23 protein-coding genes and 1 tRNA gene are annotated in these 25,390 nt (G+C 42.0%); 15 read left to right on the forward strand and 9 right to left on the reverse strand.

Translation table 11 applies throughout. From position 1 onward, the window contains the following. Nucleotides 1–47: 47 nt before the first annotated feature. The 4 genes from AAFF35_RS16025 to AAFF35_RS16040 all read right to left on the reverse strand — a co-directional run bounded on the left by AAFF35_RS16025 (nt 48) and on the right by AAFF35_RS16040 (nt 2,665). Entirely contained in the window at nt 48–950 is a 903-nt protein-coding gene (locus AAFF35_RS16025; RefSeq protein WP_342327531.1) for an MBL fold metallo-hydrolase, read from the reverse strand. 13 nt (nt 951–963) lie between these two features. Beyond that, nucleotides 964–1,584 carry a hypothetical protein gene (locus AAFF35_RS16030; RefSeq protein WP_342327532.1) on the reverse strand — a complete coding sequence of 207 codons (621 nt, stop codon included), beginning with the start codon at nt 1,582–1,584 and terminating at the stop codon, nt 964–966. After that, the gene (locus tag AAFF35_RS16035; protein ID WP_342327533.1) at nt 1,584–2,009 is read right to left on the reverse strand and encodes a MoaF N-terminal domain-containing protein; all 426 of its coding nucleotides are present in this window, start codon (nt 2,007–2,009) and stop codon (nt 1,584–1,586) included. The genes AAFF35_RS16030 and AAFF35_RS16035 overlap by 1 nt, the downstream gene beginning before the upstream one ends. Nucleotides 2,010–2,083: 74 nt before the next feature. After that, nucleotides 2,084–2,665, reverse strand: coding sequence for a Crp/Fnr family transcriptional regulator (locus tag AAFF35_RS16040; RefSeq protein WP_342327534.1), 582 nt, complete (start codon nt 2,663–2,665; stop codon nt 2,084–2,086). A gap of 182 nt (nt 2,666–2,847) precedes the next feature. On the opposite strand from AAFF35_RS16040, the gene AAFF35_RS16045 reads away from it, so the two are divergent. Beyond that, entirely contained in the window at nt 2,848–4,533 is a 1,686-nt protein-coding gene (locus AAFF35_RS16045) for a patatin-like phospholipase family protein (RefSeq protein ID WP_342327535.1), read from the forward strand. Nucleotides 4,534–4,567: 34 nt separating this feature from the next. Here AAFF35_RS16045 and AAFF35_RS16050 read toward each other — a convergent pair whose 3' ends face one another. Further along, nucleotides 4,568–5,863 (reverse strand): serine hydrolase domain-containing protein, encoded by a 1,296-nt coding sequence (locus tag AAFF35_RS16050; RefSeq protein WP_342327536.1) that lies wholly within the window; start codon nt 5,861–5,863, stop codon nt 4,568–4,570. Between the two features lie 33 nt (nt 5,864–5,896). After that, nucleotides 5,897–7,135: an MFS transporter gene (locus AAFF35_RS16055; protein ID WP_342327537.1), complete on the reverse strand. Its 1,239-nt coding sequence runs from the start codon at nt 7,133–7,135 to the stop codon at nt 5,897–5,899. 127 nt (nt 7,136–7,262) lie between these two features. Here AAFF35_RS16055 and AAFF35_RS16060 point away from each other — a divergent pair, with 127 nt between their 5' ends. The 3 genes from AAFF35_RS16060 to AAFF35_RS16070 all read left to right on the forward strand — a co-directional run bounded on the left by AAFF35_RS16060 (nt 7,263) and on the right by AAFF35_RS16070 (nt 10,289). Beyond that, nucleotides 7,263–8,153, forward strand: a complete 891-nt coding sequence (locus AAFF35_RS16060; RefSeq protein ID WP_342327538.1) for a LysR family transcriptional regulator — start codon at nt 7,263–7,265, stop codon at nt 8,151–8,153. Between the two features lie 11 nt (nt 8,154–8,164). Next, nucleotides 8,165–9,988, forward strand: coding sequence for a serine hydrolase domain-containing protein (locus tag AAFF35_RS16065; RefSeq protein ID WP_342327539.1), 1,824 nt, complete (start codon nt 8,165–8,167; stop codon nt 9,986–9,988). 148 nt (nt 9,989–10,136) lie between these two features. Continuing rightward, entirely contained in the window at nt 10,137–10,289 is a 153-nt protein-coding gene (locus AAFF35_RS16070; RefSeq protein WP_158622627.1) for a hypothetical protein, read from the forward strand. Nucleotides 10,290–10,737: 448 nt separating this feature from the next. Here the strand turns inward: AAFF35_RS16070 and AAFF35_RS16075 are convergent, their stop codons facing one another. Then, nucleotides 10,738–11,169 carry a VOC family protein gene (locus AAFF35_RS16075; protein ID WP_342327540.1) on the reverse strand — a complete coding sequence of 144 codons (432 nt, stop codon included), beginning with the start codon at nt 11,167–11,169 and terminating at the stop codon, nt 10,738–10,740. Between the two features lie 209 nt (nt 11,170–11,378). On the opposite strand from AAFF35_RS16075, the gene hmpA reads away from it, so the two are divergent. From hmpA to AAFF35_RS16095, 4 genes are all read left to right on the forward strand, one after another. Continuing rightward, the gene (gene hmpA, locus AAFF35_RS16080; RefSeq protein ID WP_342327541.1) at nt 11,379–12,587 is read left to right on the forward strand and encodes an NO-inducible flavohemoprotein; all 1,209 of its coding nucleotides are present in this window, start codon (nt 11,379–11,381) and stop codon (nt 12,585–12,587) included. 10 nt (nt 12,588–12,597) lie between these two features. Beyond that, on the forward strand, nt 12,598–13,050 hold the full coding sequence (locus tag AAFF35_RS16085) for an Rrf2 family transcriptional regulator (RefSeq protein ID WP_342327542.1): 453 nt from the start codon (nt 12,598–12,600) through the stop codon (nt 13,048–13,050). Between the two features lie 80 nt (nt 13,051–13,130). Continuing rightward, nucleotides 13,131–13,631, forward strand: a complete 501-nt coding sequence (locus tag AAFF35_RS16090) for a GNAT family N-acetyltransferase (RefSeq protein WP_342327543.1) — start codon at nt 13,131–13,133, stop codon at nt 13,629–13,631. A 12-nt stretch (nt 13,632–13,643) separates the two neighbouring features. Next, complete coding sequence (locus AAFF35_RS16095; protein WP_342327544.1) at nt 13,644–15,548, forward strand: AAA domain-containing protein; 1,905 nt, start codon at nt 13,644–13,646, stop codon at nt 15,546–15,548. A gap of 84 nt (nt 15,549–15,632) precedes the next feature. Here the strand turns inward: AAFF35_RS16095 and AAFF35_RS16100 are convergent, their stop codons facing one another. After that, the gene (locus tag AAFF35_RS16100) at nt 15,633–16,055 is read right to left on the reverse strand and encodes a DUF2141 domain-containing protein (protein WP_342327545.1); all 423 of its coding nucleotides are present in this window, start codon (nt 16,053–16,055) and stop codon (nt 15,633–15,635) included. Nucleotides 16,056–16,465: 410 nt separating this feature from the next. Between AAFF35_RS16100 and AAFF35_RS16105 the strand changes: the two genes are divergently transcribed. The 7 genes from AAFF35_RS16105 (at nt 16,466) to AAFF35_RS16135 (ending at nt 23,710) form a co-directional block, all read left to right on the forward strand. Continuing rightward, nucleotides 16,466–16,541, forward strand: a tRNA-Lys gene (locus tag AAFF35_RS16105). Between the two features lie 437 nt (nt 16,542–16,978). After that, nucleotides 16,979–18,115, forward strand: coding sequence for an erythromycin esterase family protein (locus AAFF35_RS16110; RefSeq protein WP_342327546.1), 1,137 nt, complete (start codon nt 16,979–16,981; stop codon nt 18,113–18,115). Continuing rightward, on the forward strand, nt 18,112–19,020 hold the full coding sequence (locus tag AAFF35_RS16115) for an ABC transporter ATP-binding protein (RefSeq protein WP_342327547.1): 909 nt from the start codon (nt 18,112–18,114) through the stop codon (nt 19,018–19,020). The genes AAFF35_RS16110 and AAFF35_RS16115 overlap by 4 nt, the downstream gene beginning before the upstream one ends. Then, nucleotides 19,013–19,783, forward strand: a complete 771-nt coding sequence (locus AAFF35_RS16120) for an ABC transporter permease (protein WP_342327548.1) — start codon at nt 19,013–19,015, stop codon at nt 19,781–19,783. The genes AAFF35_RS16115 and AAFF35_RS16120 overlap by 8 nt, the downstream gene beginning before the upstream one ends. A gap of 258 nt (nt 19,784–20,041) precedes the next feature. Then, complete coding sequence (locus tag AAFF35_RS16125) at nt 20,042–21,361, forward strand: paraquat-inducible protein A (RefSeq protein WP_342327549.1); 1,320 nt, start codon at nt 20,042–20,044, stop codon at nt 21,359–21,361. Then, nucleotides 21,348–22,673: a paraquat-inducible protein A gene (locus AAFF35_RS16130; RefSeq protein ID WP_342327550.1), complete on the forward strand. Its 1,326-nt coding sequence runs from the start codon at nt 21,348–21,350 to the stop codon at nt 22,671–22,673. The genes AAFF35_RS16125 and AAFF35_RS16130 overlap by 14 nt, the downstream gene beginning before the upstream one ends. A 50-nt stretch (nt 22,674–22,723) precedes the next feature. Continuing rightward, nucleotides 22,724–23,710: a 2-hydroxyacid dehydrogenase gene (locus AAFF35_RS16135; RefSeq protein ID WP_342327551.1), complete on the forward strand. Its 987-nt coding sequence runs from the start codon at nt 22,724–22,726 to the stop codon at nt 23,708–23,710. Between the two features lie 74 nt (nt 23,711–23,784). Here AAFF35_RS16135 and AAFF35_RS16140 read toward each other — a convergent pair whose 3' ends face one another. Beyond that, nucleotides 23,785–25,383 carry a serine hydrolase gene (locus AAFF35_RS16140; RefSeq protein ID WP_342327552.1) on the reverse strand — a complete coding sequence of 533 codons (1,599 nt, stop codon included), beginning with the start codon at nt 25,381–25,383 and terminating at the stop codon, nt 23,785–23,787. Nucleotides 25,384–25,390 lie beyond the last annotated feature (7 nt).

The following is a 25,390-nucleotide window of genomic DNA, read 5'->3' on the forward strand; positions in this document are numbered from 1 at the left end:
GTATAGGGAAATGTTGGATATATTCGAGTGAAGCTAGGAAAAAAAATTTACCATTTCATTTCTCCGGTGTTGACTTTTGCACCCAATTGTAATGCAATTTCGAATGTAGCCTCCGGATAGCGCTTTTTCATCGCGTCAATCAGTTCCGCAGAAGTTTTTACTTTCCCCAGCTCTTCCACGTATGCTTTAATGTAGGTCCGGTCATACTTCAGCGACTCGATATTTAAGGCAGCGCCATCTCTATGGTGTGCAGGAATAATGATTGCCGGTTTCAGTGATTCAATTTTATCAAGGGCTTTTAACCATTGCTGACGTTTTTCTTCCGTAGCATCATCCGCAAGCCATAAATGAAAACCTGTTCCGAAAATATTAATTCCGCCAACTACCGCTTTAATCGAGGGAATCCAGACAAAAGTCCGTTGTGGAGCGCCTTCCACATTAACGACCTCCAGCTTATTGCCCTCCAGATCGAGACTATTCCCTTTCAAGACCTGTGGCAATACCACATTCTTTGTTCCATTATCCCCTAACTGTGGTCCCCATACCTCCAGTTTCTTCTGAGCAGTTTCTTTAATGTGCTCCACTGTTGTTTCGGTCGCATAAACGGTTACTCCCGGGAAATAGCTTTTAAAGACTTCCAGTCCGAAGTAAAAATCCGGATCGCCATAGCTCACAAAAATGGCCTTCAAAGTTTTACCGCTTGCTTTGATTTCTTCTGCTACCTTTTTGGCATCCGGCAAAGTAAACTGAGCATCCACCAATATCACATCGGTTTCCCCACTAATGATCACTGAGGCGACACCGAAGCTGGTCTCAGCAGCATGGTACACGTTAAGTTTTAACGGACCAGCATCAATCGCTTTAAATGTTTGTGCTGTTGCATTCATGTTTAATAGGATTAAAAAGAATAAAATGGTTGTGGAAAGTATGGTATATGGTTGTTTTTTCATTTCTAATAGATAATTATTTAACTAAACCCGTTTCAATGCGACTAAAGATCTCTTCCAGGGAAGAATAACCTTGTTCGATGAGTAACATCTCCGATCCGGTATCCAATAATAAGGTGGGATAAGACATGGCATAATCTGCCGCTTTCGCAAAAGCCTCCTGTGTGGCCGCGCTCATTTCGGGGCTATGAAAATGTTTGAAAAACAATTCCTTTTCAATTCCCAGTGCATCCAGCATCTCCTGATAGGTCAGGTCCAGATTCAGATCTTTGCCATAGAAATACCGTTCTTTTTGTACTGCAGCAGTAAAAGCAACATTCTTTTCCGGCCAAAACTGCTGTACCGTCAAGATCGCCCTGGATGGAATCTCACTATCCAATACCACTTCATCCTGATTGATGAACTTAAAATAAGCATCTCCAAAAGCCGTTCCGGTAAGGCTGGCAATTTGCTGGTCATGCTTTATAAAATACGCCGCCATTTGTTTGCTTTGTTGACGGACATTCTGCCCTGCCCACATCCCTCCCGGAATAATTTCAAATGGAATATCTTTATACCTTTCGGCAGTCTGCAAGGTATTCCTGTAATTTCCGTAGCACCATCCGCAAAGCGGATCCATCACATATATGAGTTTCATTATTTTTTAGTGTTAAATTCAAATTTTCCTTTTAAAAATTGCGCAGCTCTTCCTGCGGGAGATTTATCGTCTTTATAGCTTAGAAAAGCATCAACTTCTCCGTCTTTGGTATTGATCACCTGGCTCACGGTAAGTCCGTCCTTTTCAATCCAGTTTAGGAAATAGAGGTGATTACTGAGTTGTTTATAGGAAATGTGTTCCGTTCCTTCATTGGTTTTTCCGGTTTTATCAACCGCTTTCCAATGCACCGTACTGTCGTTTAAGTACTGAACTTCCGCACTAAAGTCGGGATAAGTAATCTTTGCCGTTTTACCGACTAAAGTCTCTGCGGTTTCGTTTTTTTCTGCTGCCGAATTGCTGTTTCCGGCACAAGCCTGAAAAAGTAGAAATATAGACAATCCAGGGATCAATGTGTTTATTTTCATATGTTCTGATGATTAGGACAGCAAAATTAGAACACCTGAACAGGGAAAAAGTTGAACTAGTTCAAAAAAGAAAATTACCTCAGCTTAGACAGCTTTTTTCGGATTTTACTGAGAAATTCATGGGAGATGCCCAGATAAGAAGCAACCTGTAGTTGCGTGAGGCGCTGTTCCAGTTGCGGATATTTCTCTATGAACTCCAGGTAGCGTTCATCGGCAGTCTTTCCCAATGCAGAAATCATTCTTCTTTGCAAAGCGACATGCGTTTTCTGTGTCATGATGCGAAAAAGCTTTTCCACGATAGGAAGTTGCTCATATAACGCTTCTTTATAAGGCTGGGTAATCAGCAGCACTTCACTGTCTTCCAGGGCTTCAATATTTAAAATGGAGGGGGTATTGTTCGTAAAACTGTCGATATCGGTAATCCACCAATCCTCGATGGCAAAATATAAAATCCGCTCCTGCCCTTGTTCATCCAGATAATACACCCTTAAACAACCTTTGATCACAAAACCTTCAAATTTACAAATCTGCCCTGCCCGCAGGAGAAATTGTTTTTTTGCTATTTTCCGATGATAGAATGGTTTGGTAAACTGTTCAAAATCCGCATCGGAGATCGAAAGATGTTTTTCAATATTTTTACGGAGTAGCTCAAACATAAGGCCTAATATAAGATAAAAGGGAAGCATCATGAGCTGACAGATGACATAAAGAAGTAAAAAAGATCATAAACGATAAACGGAGTTTGCGGGTTCCCGGAAGCCTTTAGAAATAAAGAACACGAAAAAAATAGGTTCCAATGGAAATTAAGCTTTAATTTCAACTTACAAATCAGCCCCCTATGTCATCCGAAAACAAAAACGAAAACACCTTTTATCTTGGCCTGTGTATGGCCGGTGCGGTCTCCGCAGGCGCTTATACTGCCGGAGTAATGGATTACCTGTTAGAAGCCCTTGCCGAATGGGAAAAAAGAAGAAATGAACCTGGCGTTCCCAGTCACAAAGTACAAATCCCGGTAATCGGTGGTGCTTCTGCCGGAGGGATGACCAGCATCCTGACCTCTACCGTCCTGAACAGCCAGCACATCCCTATCGATAAACCCGGGGAGAACATCCTTGCCGAACACCCGGAAAACAAGTTTTACCATACCTGGGTAGACCTTAGCCAGGGAGATATCTTAGAAAAAATGCTCGACACCGCCGACATCAAAGAACGAGGCCTGGTTTCCGGGTTAAATTCTGCATTTATTGATGAAATCGCGCAGCGTGTAGTGGCTACTGAAGCCGACCGGAGCAAATGGCGTCCTTTACCGGCCTTCATTAAACCGGGTTTAAAGATTTTCAGTACCCTGACCAATCTGGAAGGCTTTAGCTATACCGCTGATTTTGGTCCCGATAAGCCACAAACCAGAAAGTATCACATGTCCATTCATAACGATTATGCCTGCTTTGAGCTCACCGAAGACCATATCATTGGCTCGAATGGCGGATGGGTCCCCCTGAACCTCAAAGATGACATCAATGTTGATCTGGCCAGAGATGCTGCAATTGCAACCGGAGCCTTCCCTGTCGGACTAAAATCCAGGCTATTGAACCGCGATGCCTCCTATGTCAATGCGAACCTCTGGTTAAAAAAATACTTGACCAATAACCCTCTTGCCCCGGGCAATTACCAAACGCTCAATGTGGATGGCGGACTGATCAATAATGAACCTTTCGAAAAAGTGCGTGATGTACTTTATGAAGTGACCGGGCAGGAAGCCAAAGATTACCGCGACTTCCATCGGTTTACTTCTACCGTATTGATGATTGATCCATTTCCAAGTCAGAAGCCGAAACCAATCTCCAAACTACAGGACCTGATGAATGTCCTGGGGCTCACACTCAGCTCCATGATCAATCAGATGCGCTCAAAACCATTGGAAATCTCAGACGCTTTAAGTAAAAGTTGCGCAGGTCAGTTTCTTGTAGCTCCTTCCAGAATTGTGAATGGTCCGGAAGGAGAACAGCATGTTACCGGTGAAATGGCCATCGCCTGTGGTACTTTAAACGGTTTTGGAGGATTTCTTAGCAAAGAGTTCCGCGTTCATGATTATTTTCTGGGCAGACACAACTGTAAAATCTTCCTCAGGGATTATTTTACCATACCTGAAAGTGCATTGGAAGAACATGTCATTTTCAAAGAAGGTTATGCGAATGCCAACCGCGACCGGTTTAAATCAACCAAAGACGGAGGATATCAGATTATCCCCATATTCGCTGAAAAGACCGATTATACTTTCCCCCGGCTTAAGTTTAAATCAGGGGAAAGCTGGCCGGTTCTGGAAGATCAAGACATTGACCGGTATCAATCGAAGCTTAAGGAACGCATTCAGGCCATTCTGTTAAATGTTGCAGAGCTCAGTGGTACCAGTAAATTTCTGATCTGGGCAGGTGCAAAGATTGTACTCAACAGGGTACTTTCCAATGCGGTGCTCAAAAAGATCAAGAAAGACCTGATGATCTGGAAACTCTTATCTGAAAGATAACAGCGCCCCGTCAGCATTTCTATCGCCTTTCTTTTTAATTGTTGAGGGCCTGATAAAGGGCAATCTGGAATTCTTCTCCGATACTAAAATAAGGGGAAAGATATTCCTGTGTAAACAGGATTGCAATCAGGCCTTCTTTTGGATCTGCCCATCCATGTGTATTAAATGCGCCTCCCCAACCGAATGCTCCCTGACTTAAGGGAGAAAGGTAATCGTTCTTTGCCGTTTCCAGTGCGAAACCAGCTAAGCTAAACTGAAAATTCTCCGGTTGCGGAGGCATGGCCGAAATCCTGACCTCATTTCCCAGCTGATTTTGCAACATTAGTTCCATGGTCTTCCCTCCAATCAGCCTCTTGCCATTAAACAACCCTTTGTTCAGGTAGAGGCTGTAGAAATTGGCCATATCCCTTGTGGTAGCGCTTAACCCTGCTCCTCCTGAAAGATAGCTGCCTTTAAGCTTGGGGAAATTCGGATCAACTCCCTCATACAATGGATGATTTACCTTAACCAGTTCATTGTCCGCCCTGCTTTCGTACAGGCTCACCAATCTTTTTTGCTTTTCCAGGGGAAGATGAAAATAAGTATCCTTCATTTCCAGGGGCCGGAAGATCCTGTTTTCCATAAAGACGTCCAGCGCTTGTCCGCTCCATATTTCAATGAGGTAACCCAGCAAATCAATATTGAGACCATAGGTAAAAGCTTCGCCGGGCTGATGTTGCAAAGGCTGCCTGCCCAGCAATTCCATTTTCTCTTTTAATGTACCGGCAGTGGTACCAATTCCCGAAGGAACGCCTGCCTGTTCATAGATCTTAGCCATCGTTGGATCGCTGAAAACGGCCGGATAAGCAATTCCGGAGGTATGTCGCAGGAGATCACGCACCGTAATTTCCCGTTTTGCAGCTATAGTGGTATAGGTTTTCGACTGCGCATCATAAGCTTTCAATACAGAAGGCGCTTTAAATGCCGGGATATATTTGGAAATGGGATCGTCGAGCAGAAACTTTCCTTCTTCCCAAAGCATCATTACCCCCAGACTGGTAATAGCCTTTGACTGGGAAGCAATCCTGAAAATATCGTCGGTCTGCATCTTTCTCTTGCTTTCCACATCAGCATAGCCAAATGCTTTCTCATACACCACCTTTCCGTCCTTTAGCACCAATGCTGTAGCGCCAGGAATGTGTTTCGCACTGATCTGACGCTGAATCAGGGCATCAATTTTAAGTAATCTATCCTGGTCAAACTGTTTTTCCTGTGCCTGTACATTGGTCAGCAGGAAAATGGAGGACAAAGCGCTGCCGATCACAGCCCTGTTTATCGTTGTTAAGTTCATCGCTAATTTTCGTTAATTGATTTAAATAAGAGTTTACTTAGCTGTTGAAACCACTGTTTCAATAGTATTGAAATTTGGGGCAGTCACTTTTTCTTCTTTCGCACTGAGCAAGACGAGTACAATAGAAAACAGGACGAAAATCGCCCCAACCCATGGTGCCGCTGCTAAACCTAAAGTAGATGAAACCACCCATCCACCTGCGTATGCGCCTAAAGCCGCACCTGCATTAAATGAGGCAATATTAAAAGCCGAGGCCACGTTTGCCATGGAGGGATTGATTCGCTCTGCAGTCTGAACGACAAATAGTTGAGATGCCGGAACTGTACCAAAAGATAAGGCACCTACAACAAACAAAGTGATCACTGCAGGAATGGTATGATGCACAGTAAAACTGAAAACCAGGAGCACCGCTGCCTGTAAGACCAACATCCATAACAATGCTTTAAGCGGCATTTTATTAGCGAGTTTCCCACCAATAATATTGCCCACAGCAATTGCTACACCATAGACAAGCAGCATCAGGTTGACCATATCCTTAGACATCCCGGTTAACTCCGTCAACAACGGAGAGAGGTAAGTGAAAACAAGAAATACCCCTCCATAATTAAATATGGTGGTCAGAAAGGCGAGTAATAATTTCTTATTTCCCAGAATCCCGAATTGCTCTTTTATAGGTGCGGCAGCTTCATTTTTGATATTTCCGGGTAATAAAATCAGGTTTGCCAGTAATCCAACCAAGCCCAGCCCTGCTACGCCAAGAAAAGTAGCGCGCCAGCCAAAATGCTGCCCAATCATGGTTCCCAGCGGAACACCAATGGCCATTGCGACTGTTAAACCGGCAAACATAATGGCAATGGCACTGGCACGCTTATCAGCAGGAACCAATGCTGCTGCAATGGTGGCGCCAACGGCAAAAAATACTCCATGTGCAAATCCGGTCACGATCCTTGCCAGTACCAATGGAATAAAGCCTGTTGAAATTCCTGCCAGCAAATTACCTGCGACAAAAAGTAACATCAGGTAAATCAGCAAAGGTTTGCGGGGAAATTTATTGGTCAGGGCGGTTAAAACCGGAGCCCCAATCGCGACCCCTATCGCATAAAAACTGACCAGCAATCCTGCTGAAGGAATAGAAATGGATAAATCGTTGGCCACAGTAGGCAATAAACCTACGATGACAAATTCTGTAGTGCCGATGCCGAATGCGCTAATTGTTAAAGCCCAGAGGGCAAGCGGCATTCCGGTTCTGGCTTTTATTGTTTTGTTGTTCATGATTTCCTTTTTAGACTATTGTCCATACAAAGGTCATCTCTCTACAACTATAAATGAAATAACATGATTTATAGTTTACTATAAATATAATTATAGATAACATCCCTGAATATCCGTAATTTTGGGAATGGTAAATTTAGAATGGTACCGGACATTTAAGGCGATCTATCATACCGGCACTTTAACAGGTGCGGCACAGGAGCTCCTGATTTCTCAACCCAATGTGAGCCAGCATCTCTCTGCACTGGAAGCGCATATCGGGAAACAACTATTTGAGCGAAAGCCAAGAAGAATGGTCCCTACAGACTATGGGAAGCTATTTTACACCCAAATTATTGAGGCGATGGAGAAATTGGAAAATGTGGAAGCCGAGTTCCGGTATATCCGTTCCTCCAATATCCCCCTCACCTGTATTGGTGCCCCGAAAGAGTTTTTCTATACCCTTTTAAGTCCGGAGATCAGCAAAGCACCTGCAAATTTCGTTTTCGAATTCGGGCTGACTAAAAATCTGATGGAAAAACTGGGTAAAGGCAAGCTTTATTTTGTCATTGCAACGCATTGCAGTGATGAGAAAGACATTGTTTACGAACCCATCAGAGAGGAAAACTTTGTGCTCGTTGCCAATGCGCAACTGGATACAAAGGAATTTGACACCTATATCGCCAATGGCGAAACTGATAAAGCGGAAAAATGGCTCTGTGAGCAAAACTGGTATGCTTACAGCAGTGACCTTGCCATCATCCGCCGGTTCTGGCTGGAGAACTTCAAAAAAAGACCGTCCATAAAACCTCGTTTTATCATTCCTGATTTCAATTCCATTCTCAAAGGCATCAGCAAAGGAAACGGATTGACCATCGCTTCTGATTACCTCGTCAGAGAATTACTCGAAAAAAAGGAACTCAAAGAAATCTGGAAAAGCCATAAACCCACTACAAACACCATTTACCTTTGCTACGATAAAAACAGGGCCACCACCGGGCAGATTGAAATGGTAAGAAAACTGGTGCAAAAACAATAGATTTGTAAAACATGACCAGGATCTTTACGCTCTGCCTTCTTTTTAGCCTCCTCTCTCTTTCCGTTATTGGCCAGGATCATCAACTGGTGTTGCGTGGTAAAATTATGACCGCTCTCGCTGAAGAAAAACTGGCAGGTGCAGTATGGTCTACCGTAGATAGTAACGGTGTAGTTTTAGCCGATGCTTATGGCACCAAATCTTTCGGATCAAAACGCCCATTGTCTACCGCAGACCGGGTGCAGGTAGGTTCAGTCACCAAAACACTTTTAGCAACGGGCATTTTCAGACTGGTGACGATCAATAAATTAAATCTGGATACCCCGATAGAGAAAATATTACCCGGAATCAGATTTGAAAACCAATGGGCTTCCAGCAATCCGGTAACCCTGCGCCACTTATTAGACCATACTTCAGGCATGGAGGACTTAAGGTTCTGGCAATTGTTCAGTAAGAAAGTGAATCCCAATACCCAGCTGATGGATAATTTTAGCAGAGACCCTTCCGTTCTGCACATTTATACCAAACCGGGTACGCAGTTCGCCTATTCCAATATGGGATATACCCTATTGGGAATGATCATTGAAGCGGTTACCAAACAGCGCTATGAAGATTACCTCGATAATTTTCTTTTGACACCACTGGGCATGACCAGAAGTACCTTCCACTTTGTGACACAACAAGGCGAAAATGCGGACAAAGATCTGGCTATGGGGCATCTGGAAGAAATGAGGCCACAACCAACGGTTCCAATGTACCTCAGACCAGCCGGACAATTTACCACGACGGCTTATGATATGGGAATTTTTATCCGATTCCTGCTGAGTGATGGCAGCCTGAACGGCATTCCCTTTATCCGGGAAGACCTGCTCCGCGCTATGGGGAGCCCTGCTGCAAGCGAAGCCATTGCACAAGGCCTTGAAATTGGCTATAGCGGCGGACTCATGAAGCGGGATTTCAATAAGGTCATCGGATATGCGCATTCCGGCAATACCATCGGCTACCATGCCATGTTATACCTCTTTCCATCTGAAAAGAAAGGTTTCTTTATTTCCCATAACATGGATAGTGAGACAGCGGATTATGAAGTGTTCAATAAAATACTCCTTCAGTCGCTGAACCTCCGAAAAGTAAAAGAACAGGCAGTGGCGGAAATGCCCGCAGACATCAGCAAATGGAAAGGCAATTATATCGCGGTAAGAGACCAGATCAAGTCTTTCGCTTACCTGGACTTCCTCGCGGGATTTGTAACCATCCTTCCCCAAAAGGAGCAGATTATCTTTCGCCAGTTTCAAAAGGACGACAAAGTATTGAGCCCTACCGGTCATCACCTTTTCAAATCAGCCGACAAAATGAGATCCTCCCATGCCTTTTATACTGATGCAGCAGGAAATCAATTGATCAGCACCGGCTTTAGAACGTTTAAAAAGATCAATTCTCTATATTTATGGGCAATGTGGCTGAGTTTCCTCCTGGGTGTCCTCGCAATATTTTACCTGTTCCTCAACGGATTGGTAAAACTGATTACCCAAAGAATGGCCTTTTTGAAACAGCTGAGTTCAATTCCTTTTCTTTCCATCTTCTTGTTATCGATTCCCGTAGCCTTATTTATGAACCAGGACTTTACGGCACTCGGAGATGTGACTCCGGCAAGTCTTAGCCTGGCCATTCTGACTTCAATACTCCCCATTGCCATGATTGCAGGCATCTGGGCGCATTTCAAAGATAAAAAACCTGCTAAAACCTCAGGAATAACACTCCTCGCATTGATTTTTGCGTTGCAGCTCTTTGTCGTACTGATCTGCTGGGGCATGGTTCCTTTCCTGCTCTGGGCTTAAAGCGCTTTAATCTTTACTTAACCTGTCGCCATAGGCCCCTCAATGCCATTTCCTTGTCAAAACGATTATCTGATGGAAAAAAAATAAAATTTGACAAATACAATTGCAAGAAACTGCTTACCTTTAAGTAACTCATTTGCAAAACGATATGAAAACAAGCCACTTAAATTATCCTGATCCAAGGGAGGAAGGGGATGAAAAACAAAGGAAGTATGATGACGATGAATTTGACCAGGATATCGATGAACCCTGGAGAGAAATGGACGATGATGAGGATAATGAGGACTATTATGACGATTAACCTTCAACGTGCTTTTTAAAGAATTCCAGCATCCTAAAAACTCCGTATAAATGTCTTTTATCAAGAGACATTTATACGGACAAAACAGCCTTGGCTCCAGACCAGGCCGGCTAAAGATTATAGCCATCAATTGAAGCGTAAACACAAGTCAGTGATTTACGAAAAAAGCCAAAAAATTCTGTGCTGCGAAAGCGCTCAAACAAGGTCGAAACTGCTTCGGATGAACCTCGGATAGAACAGGGATCAAACACGGATAGAACACGGATAGAACAGGGACAAATCCCCTGCTTGATCCCTGTTCTATCCGAGGTTCATTCTCCTTCCATTCCCCCTCTTTCCGAAGCACTCTTTTCTTTGGCAAAAATGTACTGCAGAACGATAAAAAAACAAGCATAAAAAAATGGGGAGCTGACCCGTATCAACTCCCCATTTTTTTTAGAAATGAGTGTTATTTTTCTTTTCCGTAATCAAAGTTTACCAACCACTGAATACCAAATCTATCCGTCAGCATTCCAAAGTATGCACCCCAGAAAGCTTTCTCCAATGGCATCACCACTTCACCACCTGCTACAAGTGCGTTGAAAATCTGATCAGACTCTGCTTCGCTATCCGTGCTAACGGAGATAGAGAAATTATTGCCCACATTCAGTTTTTGCCCCATCGACTCTAAGGTGTCGGTCCCCATCAGTACATTTCCGTTTCCAATCGGTAAAGAAACGTGCATGATTTTATTTCCATCCTCAGCAGACATCTTATCTCCCTCGGGCATATCTTTAAATCGTTGAATCACTTGAAATTCTCCGCCGAATACAGATTTGTAAAAATTAAATGCTTCTTCGGTCTGTCCTTCAAAATTCAAATAAGGATTAATTGCTGCCATGTTTTGTCTTTTTTTAGTTGTTTTACAACTCAAATTTATTCAATATATCCGCAACAAAAGAGGCCGTATAAGACAATAAGAGGGGGGAATTCAGACAAACTACCACTCCCTTCCTATTATCTGAGAAATGTAATTTCCTAAGAAAAACCCATTTAAATTATTGCGTCATTTTTAAAGTTGTATTTTTGATGCAACTTTAAATACACACTATGCTTAGTACATCAGAAATTGGCTTAATTAAAGCCACAGTCCCAATTTTAAGAGAACATGGAGTATTGCTAACCCAACATTTCTATAAAAGGATGTTCAGTCATAATCCTGAACTTCAACATGTTTTTAACATGGGAAACCAAAAAAACGGCAGCCAGCAAACCGCATTGGCACTCGCTGTTCTTGCCTATGCGGAACACATTGAAAACCCGTCTGTACTGCTCCCCGTTCTTCAAAGAATAGGCGATAAACATACCAGTCTGCAGATCAGTGCAGCTCAATACGACATTGTTGGCAAGCACCTCCTCGCCTCCATCGCTGAAGTCCTTGGCGCAGCAGCAACAGAAGAACTGATCACCGCATGGGCAAAAGCATACGGCCAGCTGGCAGACCTCATGATCAATCTCGAAAAATCGATATACCTGCAGAAAGCGGCCGTTAAGGGGGCCTGGACGGGCTGGAGAAAGTTCATTATTGATCAGAAAACACCTGAATCAGATGAGATCACCTCTTTTTACCTGCGCCCGGAAGATGGACTGGAAGTTGCCATGCACCAACCCGGTCAATACCTGAGCGTTAAGGTCTTTATCCCCGCATCAGGCATTTATCAGCCGAGACAATACAGCATCTCTTCTGCACCTGATGGGCATTATTACCGCATTTCTGTAAAGAAAGAACTGGGCACTGCCGACAAAGAAGATGGCACAGTATCCAATTACCTGCACAATGTACTTCAGGAAGGAGATGTATTGGAAGCAAGTACTCCTGCCGGTGATTTCGTCCTGAACACCACTCAGCGCTCTCCTCTTGTACTTTTAAGCGGCGGTGTAGGTCAAACTCCTTTTGTATCTATTATGGACTTCCTGAGCCGCGCAGATCAGCAACGCCAGGTTAGATGGGCACATGCCTGCAGGTCTGAAAACGTACATGCCTTTCGCGATCAGGTAAAAACCTGGGATGCCGAACACGATTGGTTTGAACATGTTGTATTCTATGAAAACGCTCAGAAAGAAGATAAGAACACACGATCGGGACGAATGGATGTCACTGAAATCAGCGAAATGCTCCTGATACCGGAAGCAGATTATTATCTTTGCGGCCCTAAGCCCTTTATAGAAAAAACGATTGCTGATCTTTCCGCTTTAGGAGTAAATCGCAAAAAGCTGTTTTTTGAAGAGTTTGGTCCACAAACCATTCAAATGAATTAACCACATATCAATGAAACTGAATCAATTTACAGATTACGGATTGAGAATTCTGATGTACATGAGCCGTAAGCCGGAACACCTTCCTGCCACGACCATTACAGAACTCGCCGACCGCTTCGGAATCTCAAGAAACCATCTCGTTAAAGTGGTTCAGTTTCTTTCTAATCAGCAAATTATAGCTGCACAAAGAGGCAGAGGCGGGGGCTTACGCCTGTTCGCAGCTCCTGAAACTTACAGGATCGGTAAACTGGTCCGGTTGCTGGAACAGGATGAAGACCTGATCAATTGTCAGAACCCACTTTGTATTCTTGCCGGCGACTGCGGACTTAAAAATATACTTGATGGAGGAATGGAGGCATTATACCTCTATCTGGACAGGTATACCCTGGACGACATCAGCAAACCTGCAGTCAGTAAGACCCTGCAATCCCTGTTTTCTGATCTCCCTGATCAAAAAATTTAATGCTATTCTTCTATCATTTTTAGCAGAATAGTTGAAAAAATAATTCTTTCTAAATACATTTAACATTCTAACAATTACGAATGCTTCATATTTACAACGCAACTTCCAGCGATTTTCCCATCATTCAGGAGATCGCCTATGTAACATGGCCGGATACTTTCGGTGCCATTTTATCCAAAGAACAGATCAGTTACATGCTCGAAATGATGTACAGTACGGCATCACTAACGGAGCAAACCTCTAAAAAAGGACACCAATTCCTTCTTGTGAAAGACGAAACAAAGCATTTAGGTTACGCCTCTTACGAATTAAATTACAAAGGTTTATCAAAAACAAAAATCCATAAAATCTATATCCTTCCTGAAGCTCAGGGCAAAGGTGTAGGCAAATTACTGATGAACAGCATCACAGCCATTGCCAAAGAAAATCAGGATACCATTTTATCCTTAAATGTGAACCGGGACAATTCTGCTTTTGATTTCTATAAAAACATAGGCTTTGAAAAAGTTGGAGAAGAAAACATAGATATCGGAGATGGTTTCCTGATGGAAGATTTTATAATGGACAAAAAACTAGTTTAACCCCGATACCTGTTGGAATATTTCAAAAAGCTCCTTGACTTACTAAAAATAGAGCGCGAAGAAGACTTAAGGTCTTACCTAAAATTAACCGAATCGTCTTCTGTCGCAGAGCGACGGGCCAATGGACTTTCCTGGTATCCAGTTGCCATCAGAGGCTCCGAGATGAGTCGTGGCGACTATTTAACGGTAGAAATAGAACGTACTACCCACCAGGAACTCTCCCATCAGCTTCGTTTTGGCGCTTCGGCGGTATTGTTCTCTAACCACGATGCAAAAGACCGTGTAGAAGGAACCATCACCCACCAAAGCGGTAATAAGCTTAAAATTACGTTAAAAACAGATGAGTTGCCAGACTGGACACGTGATGGTAAGCTGGGAATCGACGTCTTGTTTGACAACAACAGTTACGATGAGATGCAGGCGGCCTTAAAACAGGCAGCCATTTCAATGGACAGTACTGAGGATCAGCGATTGGTAAAAATCCTGACGGGTGTAAGCAGCCCTACCTTTTCTAATCAGATCCCTCATTATGCCATCCCCTTACTAAATGAAGTACAACAGCAGGCGGTAGATAAAATCCTTTCCGCACAGGAGCTGGCCATTGTCCATGGCCCTCCGGGAACGGGAAAAACAACCACCCTGGTACAAGCCATCAAAGCATTGATCAAGCAGGATCACCAGCAAATTCTGGTGGTTGCACCCAGCAATACGGCTGTCGACCTGCTGACCGAAAAACTGGATGAACAAGGTTTAAATGTACTTCGGGTAGGAAATCCGGCCAGGGTATCAGAGAAATTGCTCTCCCTCACCCTCGATGGCAGGATGGCTGAGCATCCGAGCATGAAACAAGCGCGTGCATTTAAGAAACAGGCCAATGAATTCAAAAACATGGCCCATAAGTATAAGCGGAATTTTGGAAGGGCAGAAAAAGAACAGCGCAAAGCCCTTTTTGATGAAGCACATAAGATCATGAAGGAAGTCGGCAATACAGAGCAGTACATCATCGATGATCTGTTAAGCAAAGCTCAGGTAGTTACCGCGACTCTGGTTGGAGCCAACCACTATACCATCAGAGGTCTTAAATTTCATACGGTCGTGATTGATGAAGCCGGACAAGCCCTTGAACCCGCTTGCTGGATCCCCATCCTGAAAGCAAAAAAAGTAATATTTGCCGGTGATCATTGCCAGCTCTCCCCAACCATAAAATCCAACGAGGCGGCAAAAAGCGGATTAAGTACTACATTACTTGAAAAATCAGTAACAGCTCACCCTGAATCAGTTATTCTACTAGAAGAACAGTACCGAATGCACGAAACCATTATGGGTTATTCGTCAAAGGTCTTTTATGAAAACAAATTAAAAGCACATCAGTCGGTAGCCAATCACAGGTTGTTTGCGGATGACATGCCCCTTGCTTTTGTAGATACTGCAGGCTGTGGATTTGAGGAAAAATCAGAAGGAACCAGCACCACCAATCCGGAGGAAGCTGCTTTCCTGTTCAAGCACCTGACACAAATGGTGGAACAACTGAGCGCCCATTACACGGTCGAAGAATTCCCAAGTATTGCCGTGATCTCGCCTTATAAACAGCAGATCTTCCTGATGAAAGAACTCCTGCAACACTCGCCCCTGCTGAAAGCTTATGGAGACAAGATCTCCGTGAATACCATCGATAGTTTTCAGGGACAGGAACGGGACCTGGTTTATATCAGCATGACAAGGAGCAATAATGAAGGAACCATTGGCTTCCTTTCCGACACGCGCAGGATGAATGTGGCCATGACCAGAGCAAGAAAGAAACTGGTCGTAATCGGTGATAGTGCCACACTTTCAAGATTGCCTTTTTACAGTGATTTCATTGGCTACGCAGAAACACATAACGCTTACCAAAGTGCCTGGGAGTTTGCAGATATTTAGTCTGCAAACTCATGGAATGAACATTCCATTTTATCAATATGAGTATTTTAAATACAAAGCATACAGATAGTTAACATATAAAGCCTAATATATAAGTTTAACACTAATTTCAGTTTCGTTTTCCAGCTTAAATTTCGTGTCGTCAAACTTAGGAGCTGATAAAGATGGCTTAAAATTCTGTGAAAAGCCATAGCCTTCCTTTGGAATTCCGATCAAATTCGTATTGCATTTGCCGTCGGAATTTTCATCATGGTAAAGCGCAACCGCATACACTCCTACCGGAAGATTTTTAAAAATAAAGGTTTCAGAATTTGACTTAACGTTTCTGATCTGGGATTTGTATTCCTGCCCCTTCTTTATAAATTTATCTTTACTATTATACAGACTGACCTGTATCTTCCCTTCAATTTTATCAATGTTTGGAATCGTTATTTTCAACTGCCCTTGTTGTGCGTAACCTTTTTGAAGGCCGAAAAAAAGGGCCAGTACCAAGATGTATCTCATCATAATTCTTTTAGGTGTTTTAGAACTCATTAAAGAAGCGTGAAGCCGTCTTTTTGTCTTTTGCAAGATAACGCCGCAGGGTTCAGATTATTTCAGCAGATGTCTTTTAATTGGCTTTCTGAACAATCTGGCAAAGCTCTTCTTAATAAAATTCTCTTTCTATTTCCCATGCGCTGATTTCCCCTCTCCCCTTCATCAAGTATTCATTAGCCCAAAAACACAGATTGCTCTTTTTTGCGCAAATATTTTCGCCTGGTTAAGTTTTTCGGAAAAGGCTGATTATTAAGGCAATTCAGCGTCAGCATTTAAAGATGTGGAAGTCTACAGAAATTTAATCTATTTTTTTTTCAAAATTATTAGCAACTTAATATAAATTTTCTACCTTTGCACTCCCGAAACAAGGGAACATAAATGATTCCGTAGCTCAGCTGGTAGAGCATTACACTTTTAATGTAGTGGTCCTGGGTTCGAATCCCAGCGGGATCACCAGATTCATCATCAAAACGTATAAAAACCTGCAAACATAATGTTTGCAGGTTTTTTGTTTTTACGGCAGACCGCAAAAAATTACCTATAAATTTAACTATCTGTTATTGATAAAGTTAAAAATCTGGACAACTTTACACAATTAAACTGACTGATAACTTCTCATCAAGTACGCCAAAGGAAAGCGCTAGCTTTCTAAAATGTAAATCTTATCAAAGATATAATTTTCTCGACGCTATAGATTGTTTTAAGATAATGATTTATATCTTTATGATATTGGTTAACTTTTAATGATGAAAAAAATTCTACTGGCTTTGATAATTTGCGTTATATTGATTCTAATAACCAACATGGTCATTTACCAAGACGTCCCCGAATTAACAAGAAAAAAACATCTTTCTGAAATTGAGCGCTACAAGTCGAATATTAAAAGTCTGTCCATGGACGAAGCTAATGACAATGACTTAAAAATTTTCGACACCATCCTTCTGGGAAATAAGGTTTTGATGTTAGGAGAAAATACTCATTACGATGGCCAAACCTTAAAGGCAAAAAGTAGACTTATTAAATATTTACATGAAAATCATGGTTATAATATTGTTTTATATGAAGCAGGGCAATACGATACCTGGATAATGAATGAGGAAATGAATAAACATAACAAGTCAAAAATCGCGACTGATTCAGTTGGTGGACTTGGGTTGTTTTATTTTTGGTGGGCAAATAAGGAGACACAGCCTCTTTTCAGGTACTATCTAAAAACAAAATTATCATCGTCACCTATCGAAATAGGTGGATTTGATATCCAGTTTTCAGGAGGCCTTTTGGAGGATAAACGGACAAGTCTACTAAAACATTTTTTTGAAAAAAATAAAATAAGCATTGAAAAATATCCGCTCTTCAATAAATATAAAGACAACCTTAATTTCTTGTTAGACAACGCTTATGTAAACAAAACACTGAATGCTCAACAGAAAACAGAATTTCTTGAAGAGATCAGTAGATTGGAGCAGGCAGTATTAAAGCTCGAACCGACTAAAGAAAATACCATCTATGCCAGATATCTTAATGATGTAAGAAATAATTACCACAAATCATGGGAATATGAGCCGGGTACATGGCAGAGCATGAATTATAGGGATTCGCTGATGGCCAGAAATCTTATTTATCAGATTGATTCCGTTTATAAAGATCAAAAAATAATTGTGTGGTGTGCCAATATCCATACATTTTCAAGCAGACATAATAAAGACTTTCTACCATTGGGTGCCTATATCAAAAAGAAATATGGAATAGCATCTTATATGCTTAATTTTTCATCTTATGCGCGACTTTATGCTGAAGACAAAATTGTTAATAAGCCGGGAAAGCTCGCGATAGAGAATGATTTTCACCATACAAAATCTCCCTATTTTTTTATTGACTTTAAAAAGATACCTGCAAATTCGTTTTTGAAAAACCATTTCGTCTCCACTATTAATCAGGGAATGGACCAAAAAAAACAATGGAGTAAATTCACCGACGGAATCTTCTATATTGATATAAATAAAAATCCCTCTTATCCAGAAAAAAAATGATTGAGAGTATAACTACGAAAAACCTATGTTTTCAAATTGGTTCTAAAACCATTTTGAATAACATCAACCTGAATGTCCCAAAAGGCAGTATTTACGGCTACTTGGGAAGAAATGGAGCGGGAAAATCAACTACAATTAAACTTCTTCTAGGGCTTTTGGAAGATAAGAATGATAATATTTTTGTCCAGGGTAAAAGTTTAAAACAAAATATTACACAGATTCATGCGATTACCGGAAACCTTATTGAATCCCCTTGTTTTTATAATAAACTGACTGTATTTGAGAATTTAAAATACCTGGACATTATCCATAAAAAAGGAACAAAGAGGATTGAGGAAGTTCTGGAAATGGTTGATCTCCATGAACAGAAAAAGAAGAAAGCCAGTAAATTGTCTATGGGAATGAAGCAAAGATTAGGAATTGCTATGGCCATATTTCACGATCCCCAACTGCTCGTTCTTGATGAACCATTGAATGGACTTGATCCACAAGGCATTTTTGAAATGAGAAAGCTGTTCCAAAATCTCAATGAACAGGGGAAAACTATCTTCCTTTCAAGCCATATTTTAAGTGAACTAGAGAAAGTAGCAACACACATAGGGATCATTGAAAAGGGAGAAATGATATTCCAGGGAACTAAAAACGACCTTTTAGGGCAGGTGGAAAGGTATGTTAGCTTAAAGGTTAATGATGCGGAAACTGCAATCACTATATTATCGACTTTAGGTTTTTCAATTCAAAATAAGGGAAATAATAAAATCTCAGTTAAGATAAACGATGATCAACAATTCAACTCACTTCTAAAAAGTCTAGTCCATAATGGGATTGAAATCTACGAAATTGAAGCCCAAAACACTAATCTGGAACAGATATTCATCAATTTAATTTCTCAAACAAATGACTAATACTTTTTTTAGGACTTTTTCATCCGAACAGTACAAACTCTCAAAAAACAGAGAAATTTTTGGCGTATTGCTGCTCCCTGTCTTGTTAGTGTTTATGGTTGACGGGTACATTATTTACAAGGCTAACACAGAAGTTTTTGCGGAGTCGCTTACAAATCCATGGACAGTACTATTAGGGAGATATGTTTTCCAGTTCTATAATCTCCTGTATCCTATTCTCGTTGCTATTTTTGTGTATGCCTGTTGTGATATTGAATATAAAAACAATAATTATAAAATTCTTTTCACCATCCCAATATCTAAAACTGAAATATTCTTTTCTAAAGCACTCTTTATTACATTGGTAATTTTGTTTTCAGTAATACTATCCTATTTAGCCTTCTTACTGAGCGGATATTTTTTAAGCTTGATGTATCCTGAAATTGGGTTTCAAAATTATGATTATCGGGAAGTTATTTTTTATACTTTTTTTAAACTATTTATCGCCCTGTCTGCTATTTCAATGATTCAGCTATCTATAAGCCTTGCTCTTAATAGTTTTATTTACCCTATTGGTTTTAGCATGTTCATGGTAGTATTTTCGATAGTAGTGGCGCGGAAGGAATTTTCGGATTTCATTCCCTATACGGGAACTTACAAATCTTTTGAAAATATTATGAGCGAGAATAATTCTTTTGCGCGGCTTGACTACAGTAATATTGCCATGATAATTTTATTTATACTGCTTAGCTATTATCTGTTTAAGCGAAAAAGAATAATTTAGGATTGTTAATATTAATGAATCTCCAACACGTAATTTATTTTACATAAGATTTTCAAATACAAATAGTTATGGCTATATTTTTATATAGCAATTGCAGCTAAAACGTATGGAATAAAATGGTAAGCGATTACCACACTAAATGCTACAGCATCTCTAATTTTATTAATTTCTTTAACGTGCATTTAAAACAATTACCATTTCGGTTTTGTTGAACAAGCTAAATTAACCATTAGCGATTCACAGCCCTTTTAGAAGCCGATGCATACAACTACGACCTCCAGCAAAAAAACGCTTTTTTCAAAACTCCTGCTGATTTTCGGGCTTGCAATTTTATTAAGTGCGGAAGGGTATTTTGGTTACCAGTTACACCAGCTTTCAGACCAGCAGGAAGAGATCAAAGAAGATTACTCCAATATCAACAACATCAGCTCAGGACTGTTCTCTGTGGAGCAATGGCGGGACAAAGTCTCCGCGATCGTGAGTCGCCAGATCCGTGATTTTACACTAAGCGCAAAACAAAAGAAAGATCTTCAGAAGGAAGTGGAGCAAATCATCCTCACCCTGATTGATAAGGCGGAAGCAAAGATCAACAAGCCTAAAAAAACCATCGACGGGAAAATCAGGAAATTCCTGGTTAAAACTTTCGTAAATACCGATGACTTTCGGAAGCAGGCGCCCTCTTTCGCAAAAAAGATCATCGCCAAGGTTTACAATCCGACCAATAAAAAGCAGCTCAGCAAAGTGGTGATGTCCAAGTTTGATGCACTGGAGCGTGCAGAATACCTGGACAGTACCGTAGCTGCCACCAAGGCGGCAACGGAAAAGATCTATAAAAAATATGGCGCATCCTCCAATGAAGAATTAAACGCTAAACTCAACGCTTCCCTGTCGCACATCAGGACTTCGACTTACAATTACTCCTTCGCGATGCTGGGTTGTATCGCCATCGTTTTATCGTTATGGTGGATATTAAGAAAACGCGTTGATTTGCATGCCCCTCTTTTCATCATGTCACTGATGTTCGCCTTCATTCTCCTTTTTATAGGCTTAACGGCCTCCATGATAGAAGTCGATGCACGCATCAAAGCCATCGATTTTGTGCTGCTGGGCGAACATGTGGTCTTTGAGAACCAGGTATTGTTCTTTCAGAGCAAGAGCATTCTGGACGTGGTCAGCGTATTGATTGGCCAACCAGCTATGGATGCGGTCCTGGTGGGGGTTTTGATATTGATTTTCAGCATCCTCTTCCCTATCATGAAGCTCAGCGCTACCGGCATCCACCTCCTGAGTAAAAAGAAAATTGCCCGGAACAGGGTCATCAGGTATTTTGCCTTTCAATCGGGTAAGTGGAGCATGGCTGATGTCATCGTTATCGCCATATTGATGGTTTATATTGGCTTAAACGGATTACTAGATAGTCAGTTGCAGAGTCTGAATATAAAAAGTGACGACCTGAATGTCATGACCACCAACAATACTGCACTCCAGCCAGGATTTATCATCTTCATCAGCTTTGTATTATATGGTCTTATTTTATCCACCATCCTAAAATTCATTTCTCCTCATGAAAGCCACTAAGAAAACAGTCCTTCCCAACATTATACTTCTGGTTGGCCTGAGTCTGCTGCTTTGCGGGGAGGCCTGGTTTGGATACCGTGTATCTACGCTTTCCAGTCGGCAGGAAGAAATCAAGTCAGATTATAGTGTAGCCAACAACATTACCTTCGGCATCTTATCTGTAGACCAGTGGCGCGAAAAAATGGCCGCTGTGGTGGAGGGAAAAGTCAATGAGTTTAACATGACCACCCTTCAGAAAAAAGAACTCCAGAAAAAGGTGGAGAAACAATTAAACAGTCTGCTTGGCAAAGCTGTAAATGAGTTCAATAAACCGCAGAAGAGCATTGGCGGCAAACTCAAAAAACTCGCTTTCAATGCCATGGTTGACCAGGAAGAAATCCAGGCCGAGGTGCCCGCTTTCGCCGCTACTATCGTTGCCAGAATCAATAAACCTGCAAGCAAGAAAAGGCTCAAAAACATCATCAGTAGTAAAGTTGACCAGCTGGAGAAGCAAACTTTCGACAACACCGAACCGGCCAGTGTTACCGTAAACAGGCACATTTATAAAAAATACGGGGTATCCACCACTCATGCTTTTGAAAAAACCGTCAATTCTCAGCTAGCCAGCATACAGACACTCACCCACAAATACACTTATGCAATGATTGGCTGTGTGCTATTGGCCCTCTGCCTCTGGTTCTTCCTTAGAAAACACGTACGGCTTCATACCACACTGTATATCCTTTCTCTTTTGTTTGCCTTTGTCCTCTTATTGGTAGGTGTTACAGCCACGATTATAGAAGTTGATGCACGCATCCAGTCCTTAAACTTAACATTGCTTAGCGAAAAGTTAGCTTTTACCAACCAGGTGTTGTTTTTTCAGAGTAAAAGTATCACCGGCATAGTCAGGTCATTAATTGGACAACCTAAACCGGATGCCGTACTGGTTGGCATCCTCATCCTGCTCTTCGTGATCATTCTGCCTGTGCTTCGAATGATTGGCAAAGGCATCCTGATCTGGGGAAGGGATAAATACGCCGAAAATAAGCTGATCCGGTTTCTAGCATTGGATTTAGGCAAATGGGATATGGCTGATGTCATGGTTGTCGGCATTGCGATGACTTATATTGGCTTAAACGGGATCTTGCAGAGTCAGCTCTCAGGGCTGAATATACAGGAGGAATTGCTTTCTACGGTCACACAAAATAACACCTCATTGCAACCCGGCTATTATATTTTTGTCGCTTATGTGGTCTATGCCACAGTATTGTCCATGATCTTAAAACGAATAAACCCATTAGAAAAACCGGTAAAGGTTCCGGGAGCTTCGTAAAATGTCCGTCTTGTCTTGTAAATAAAGTACCTTGCATAAAACCCCTGCTTATGAAAATTGCTGTCTTCAGTACCTGTAAATATGATCGTGATTTCCTCCAGGAATACAATACCAATCATGAGTTAACTTTTTTTGAATCTGCGCTCAATCTACAGAATGTAGCCCTTACTAAAGGCTTCCATGCCTTGTGTTTGTTCGTAAATGACAGTGCAGACCGGGAGGTCCTGCAGGCATTGAAAGCGAATGGAATAAGGCTGATCCTGTTGAGATGTGCCGGATTTAACAACGTTGATATTGCAGTTGCTGCTGAGGTAGGAATCAAGGTCCTTAGGGTTCCTGCGTATTCTCCGGAAGCCGTAGCTGAACATGCGATGGCAATGATCCTCACGCTTAACCGTAAAACACATAAGGCTTATAACCGAATCAGGGAAGGGAATTTCTCCCTTGAAGGCTTGATGGGATTTAACCTGCACAACTGCAAAGTGGCGCTCATCGGAACCGGGAATATCGGAAAAGCGTTTTACAAAATATTAAAAGGATTCGGTTGTAAGGTGGTTGCCTATGACCCCTGGCCAGATCCAGCACTTATTGAACAAGGACTATCTTACGGCACTATGGAAGAAGCACTTAAAGATGCAGAAGTGGTCTCCTTACATTGCCCGCTGACTGAAGACACGCATCACATGATCAACGCGAATACGCTTAAACTATTTAAGAAGGGTGCCATGCTGATCAATACCAGTCGTGGGGGACTCATTGATACTCAAGACGTAATTGAAGCCTTAAAATCAGCTCAGCTGGGTTACCTTGGACTCGATGTTTATGAGCAGGAATCAAAGCTTTTCTTCCAGGACCTTTCGGGTGACATTATACAGGACGATTTGATCTCAAGACTGATTTCTTTTCCGAATGTGCTGATCACCTCCCATCAGGGATTTTTCACCAGGGAGGCGATGCAGCAAATCGCAGAGATCACCTTTGCAAATGCAGCTGCATTTGAATCCGGATCAGCGCTTGTTAATGAAGTAAAAGCTTAGGAAGATGATTTCGTTTGTTCGGTTCAAATATCTGGTGGTTCATTGTGATTTTTTTAGCATTTTAAATGTTTTCACTATAAAACTACCGGCAGCAGGTATTTTTCTACGATTTCATCAGCCTGGGCGTGCGCGAACGCTTTACCATAGGCCGAGGCGGTAATCACAATCACAATGGGCAGATCCTTAAACACATAGATCTTGTTTCCACCGTTTCCACTGCTATAATATACCTGATAAGATTTACCAGCAATCACGAAAGCCTTGTTCCAAAAAAGAAGTCCGTAAAAACCAGGTCTGTCCGCCGGAAGGACCTGTAAGGGGGAAAAGCTTTTATCTACCCAGGATTTTTCGAGCAGGCGTTTGCCATTGTACACGCCCCCATTTGAATACAACTGACCATACTTCGCAAAATCAAGCGCACGTAACCTGAGCCCACCACCACCAAACGGCTTACCCTGTGGTGTCCGTGCCCATTCAAATTTAGCTATGCCCAATGGTGCAAAAAGGTTTTTATTAGCAAATGCCTCTACACCACCTGGTATACTTTTGTCGAGAATGTCCATCACCAGATTGGTGCCCGCGGTAAAATATGACCAGCTTTTACCATTTTGGCGACCAGCAACCATCGGAAGGTCAAGTGTAAATTTGGTATAATCGGCTGTTGGGTACATATTCTCTTCATTTCCTGCAGAGCTTTCCACCTCGTCATTCCCCTCAAATGCGGCACTCATGCTCAGCAGATCTACAATGCTTACACTATCCTTTTTGCTGCTATAGTTGGCATAATCCTGAAGCTTATAGAATTCCTTCAGGACCTGGTTTTCAGAACGGATAAAGCCCGCCCTGATGGCCATTCCCGTGAGTGTCGCGGTTATCGATTTGCTCACCGACCTGGGATCATGCAGCGTTTCTCTTTTTTCCCCGTTGTAATACTGTTCCAGAAGCAACTCCCCCTTCTTCATGACCACAATCCCATTGATCATGCGATACGTCTGATCGGCCACCTTTGTATTGAGCGCAACAATCAGTTTCCTGTTCAGCTTCGCTTTGGAAAGCTTAAAGCCACTTCCTGCGGCTATGGCTTGTGGCCCCATTGTCAAGGGATCGATTTTCTTTGGAATTCTTGTGATATGGATTCCTGCCTGTGCCTGCACTGCACTATATTTTGTTCCGTTTTGTTCCACATAAACGCTGACCCGTATTTCCAGCAGCTTTGGCGCTGTACTTAAAAGCGACATCCCTGCTTTTGCCATGAAGCGGTCCCAAAGGTTAATGCTCCATAATCCCGACCTGTTTGAGCTGATCAAAACGATATCCATCGGGCGATTAGTGGTCTTATCTTGTGGCAGGATCGCCCCTGGCCCAAGGTTTTCAGTATAAACCTTTTTACCGTCTACATAAAAATCAAAGCTATAATTACCGATAGCCAATAGCTCTTCCGTTTTTACTGAAGGGGCAAGTTTGGCAAGTTCAGCCTGAAGAGAAGCATCCGGCGACAACAGCAGGTAAAGGTCCTTGTCTGAACCGACATTATAGGAAGAGATGGCCGGAACAGTCTGAAGACCCTCCCTTGCAGGTCTGACATCAAAAAAAGCCAGTTTCTGTGCATAGGATTGCAAGGCGAAAACTGGAAGCGTAAAAAGAAGGACTATGGCGTAAAATTTCCGGATCATATTTTTT

This window comes from Pedobacter sp. FW305-3-2-15-E-R2A2, assembly GCF_038446955.1.
Taxonomy (GTDB): Bacteria; Bacteroidota; Bacteroidia; order Sphingobacteriales; family Sphingobacteriaceae; genus Pedobacter.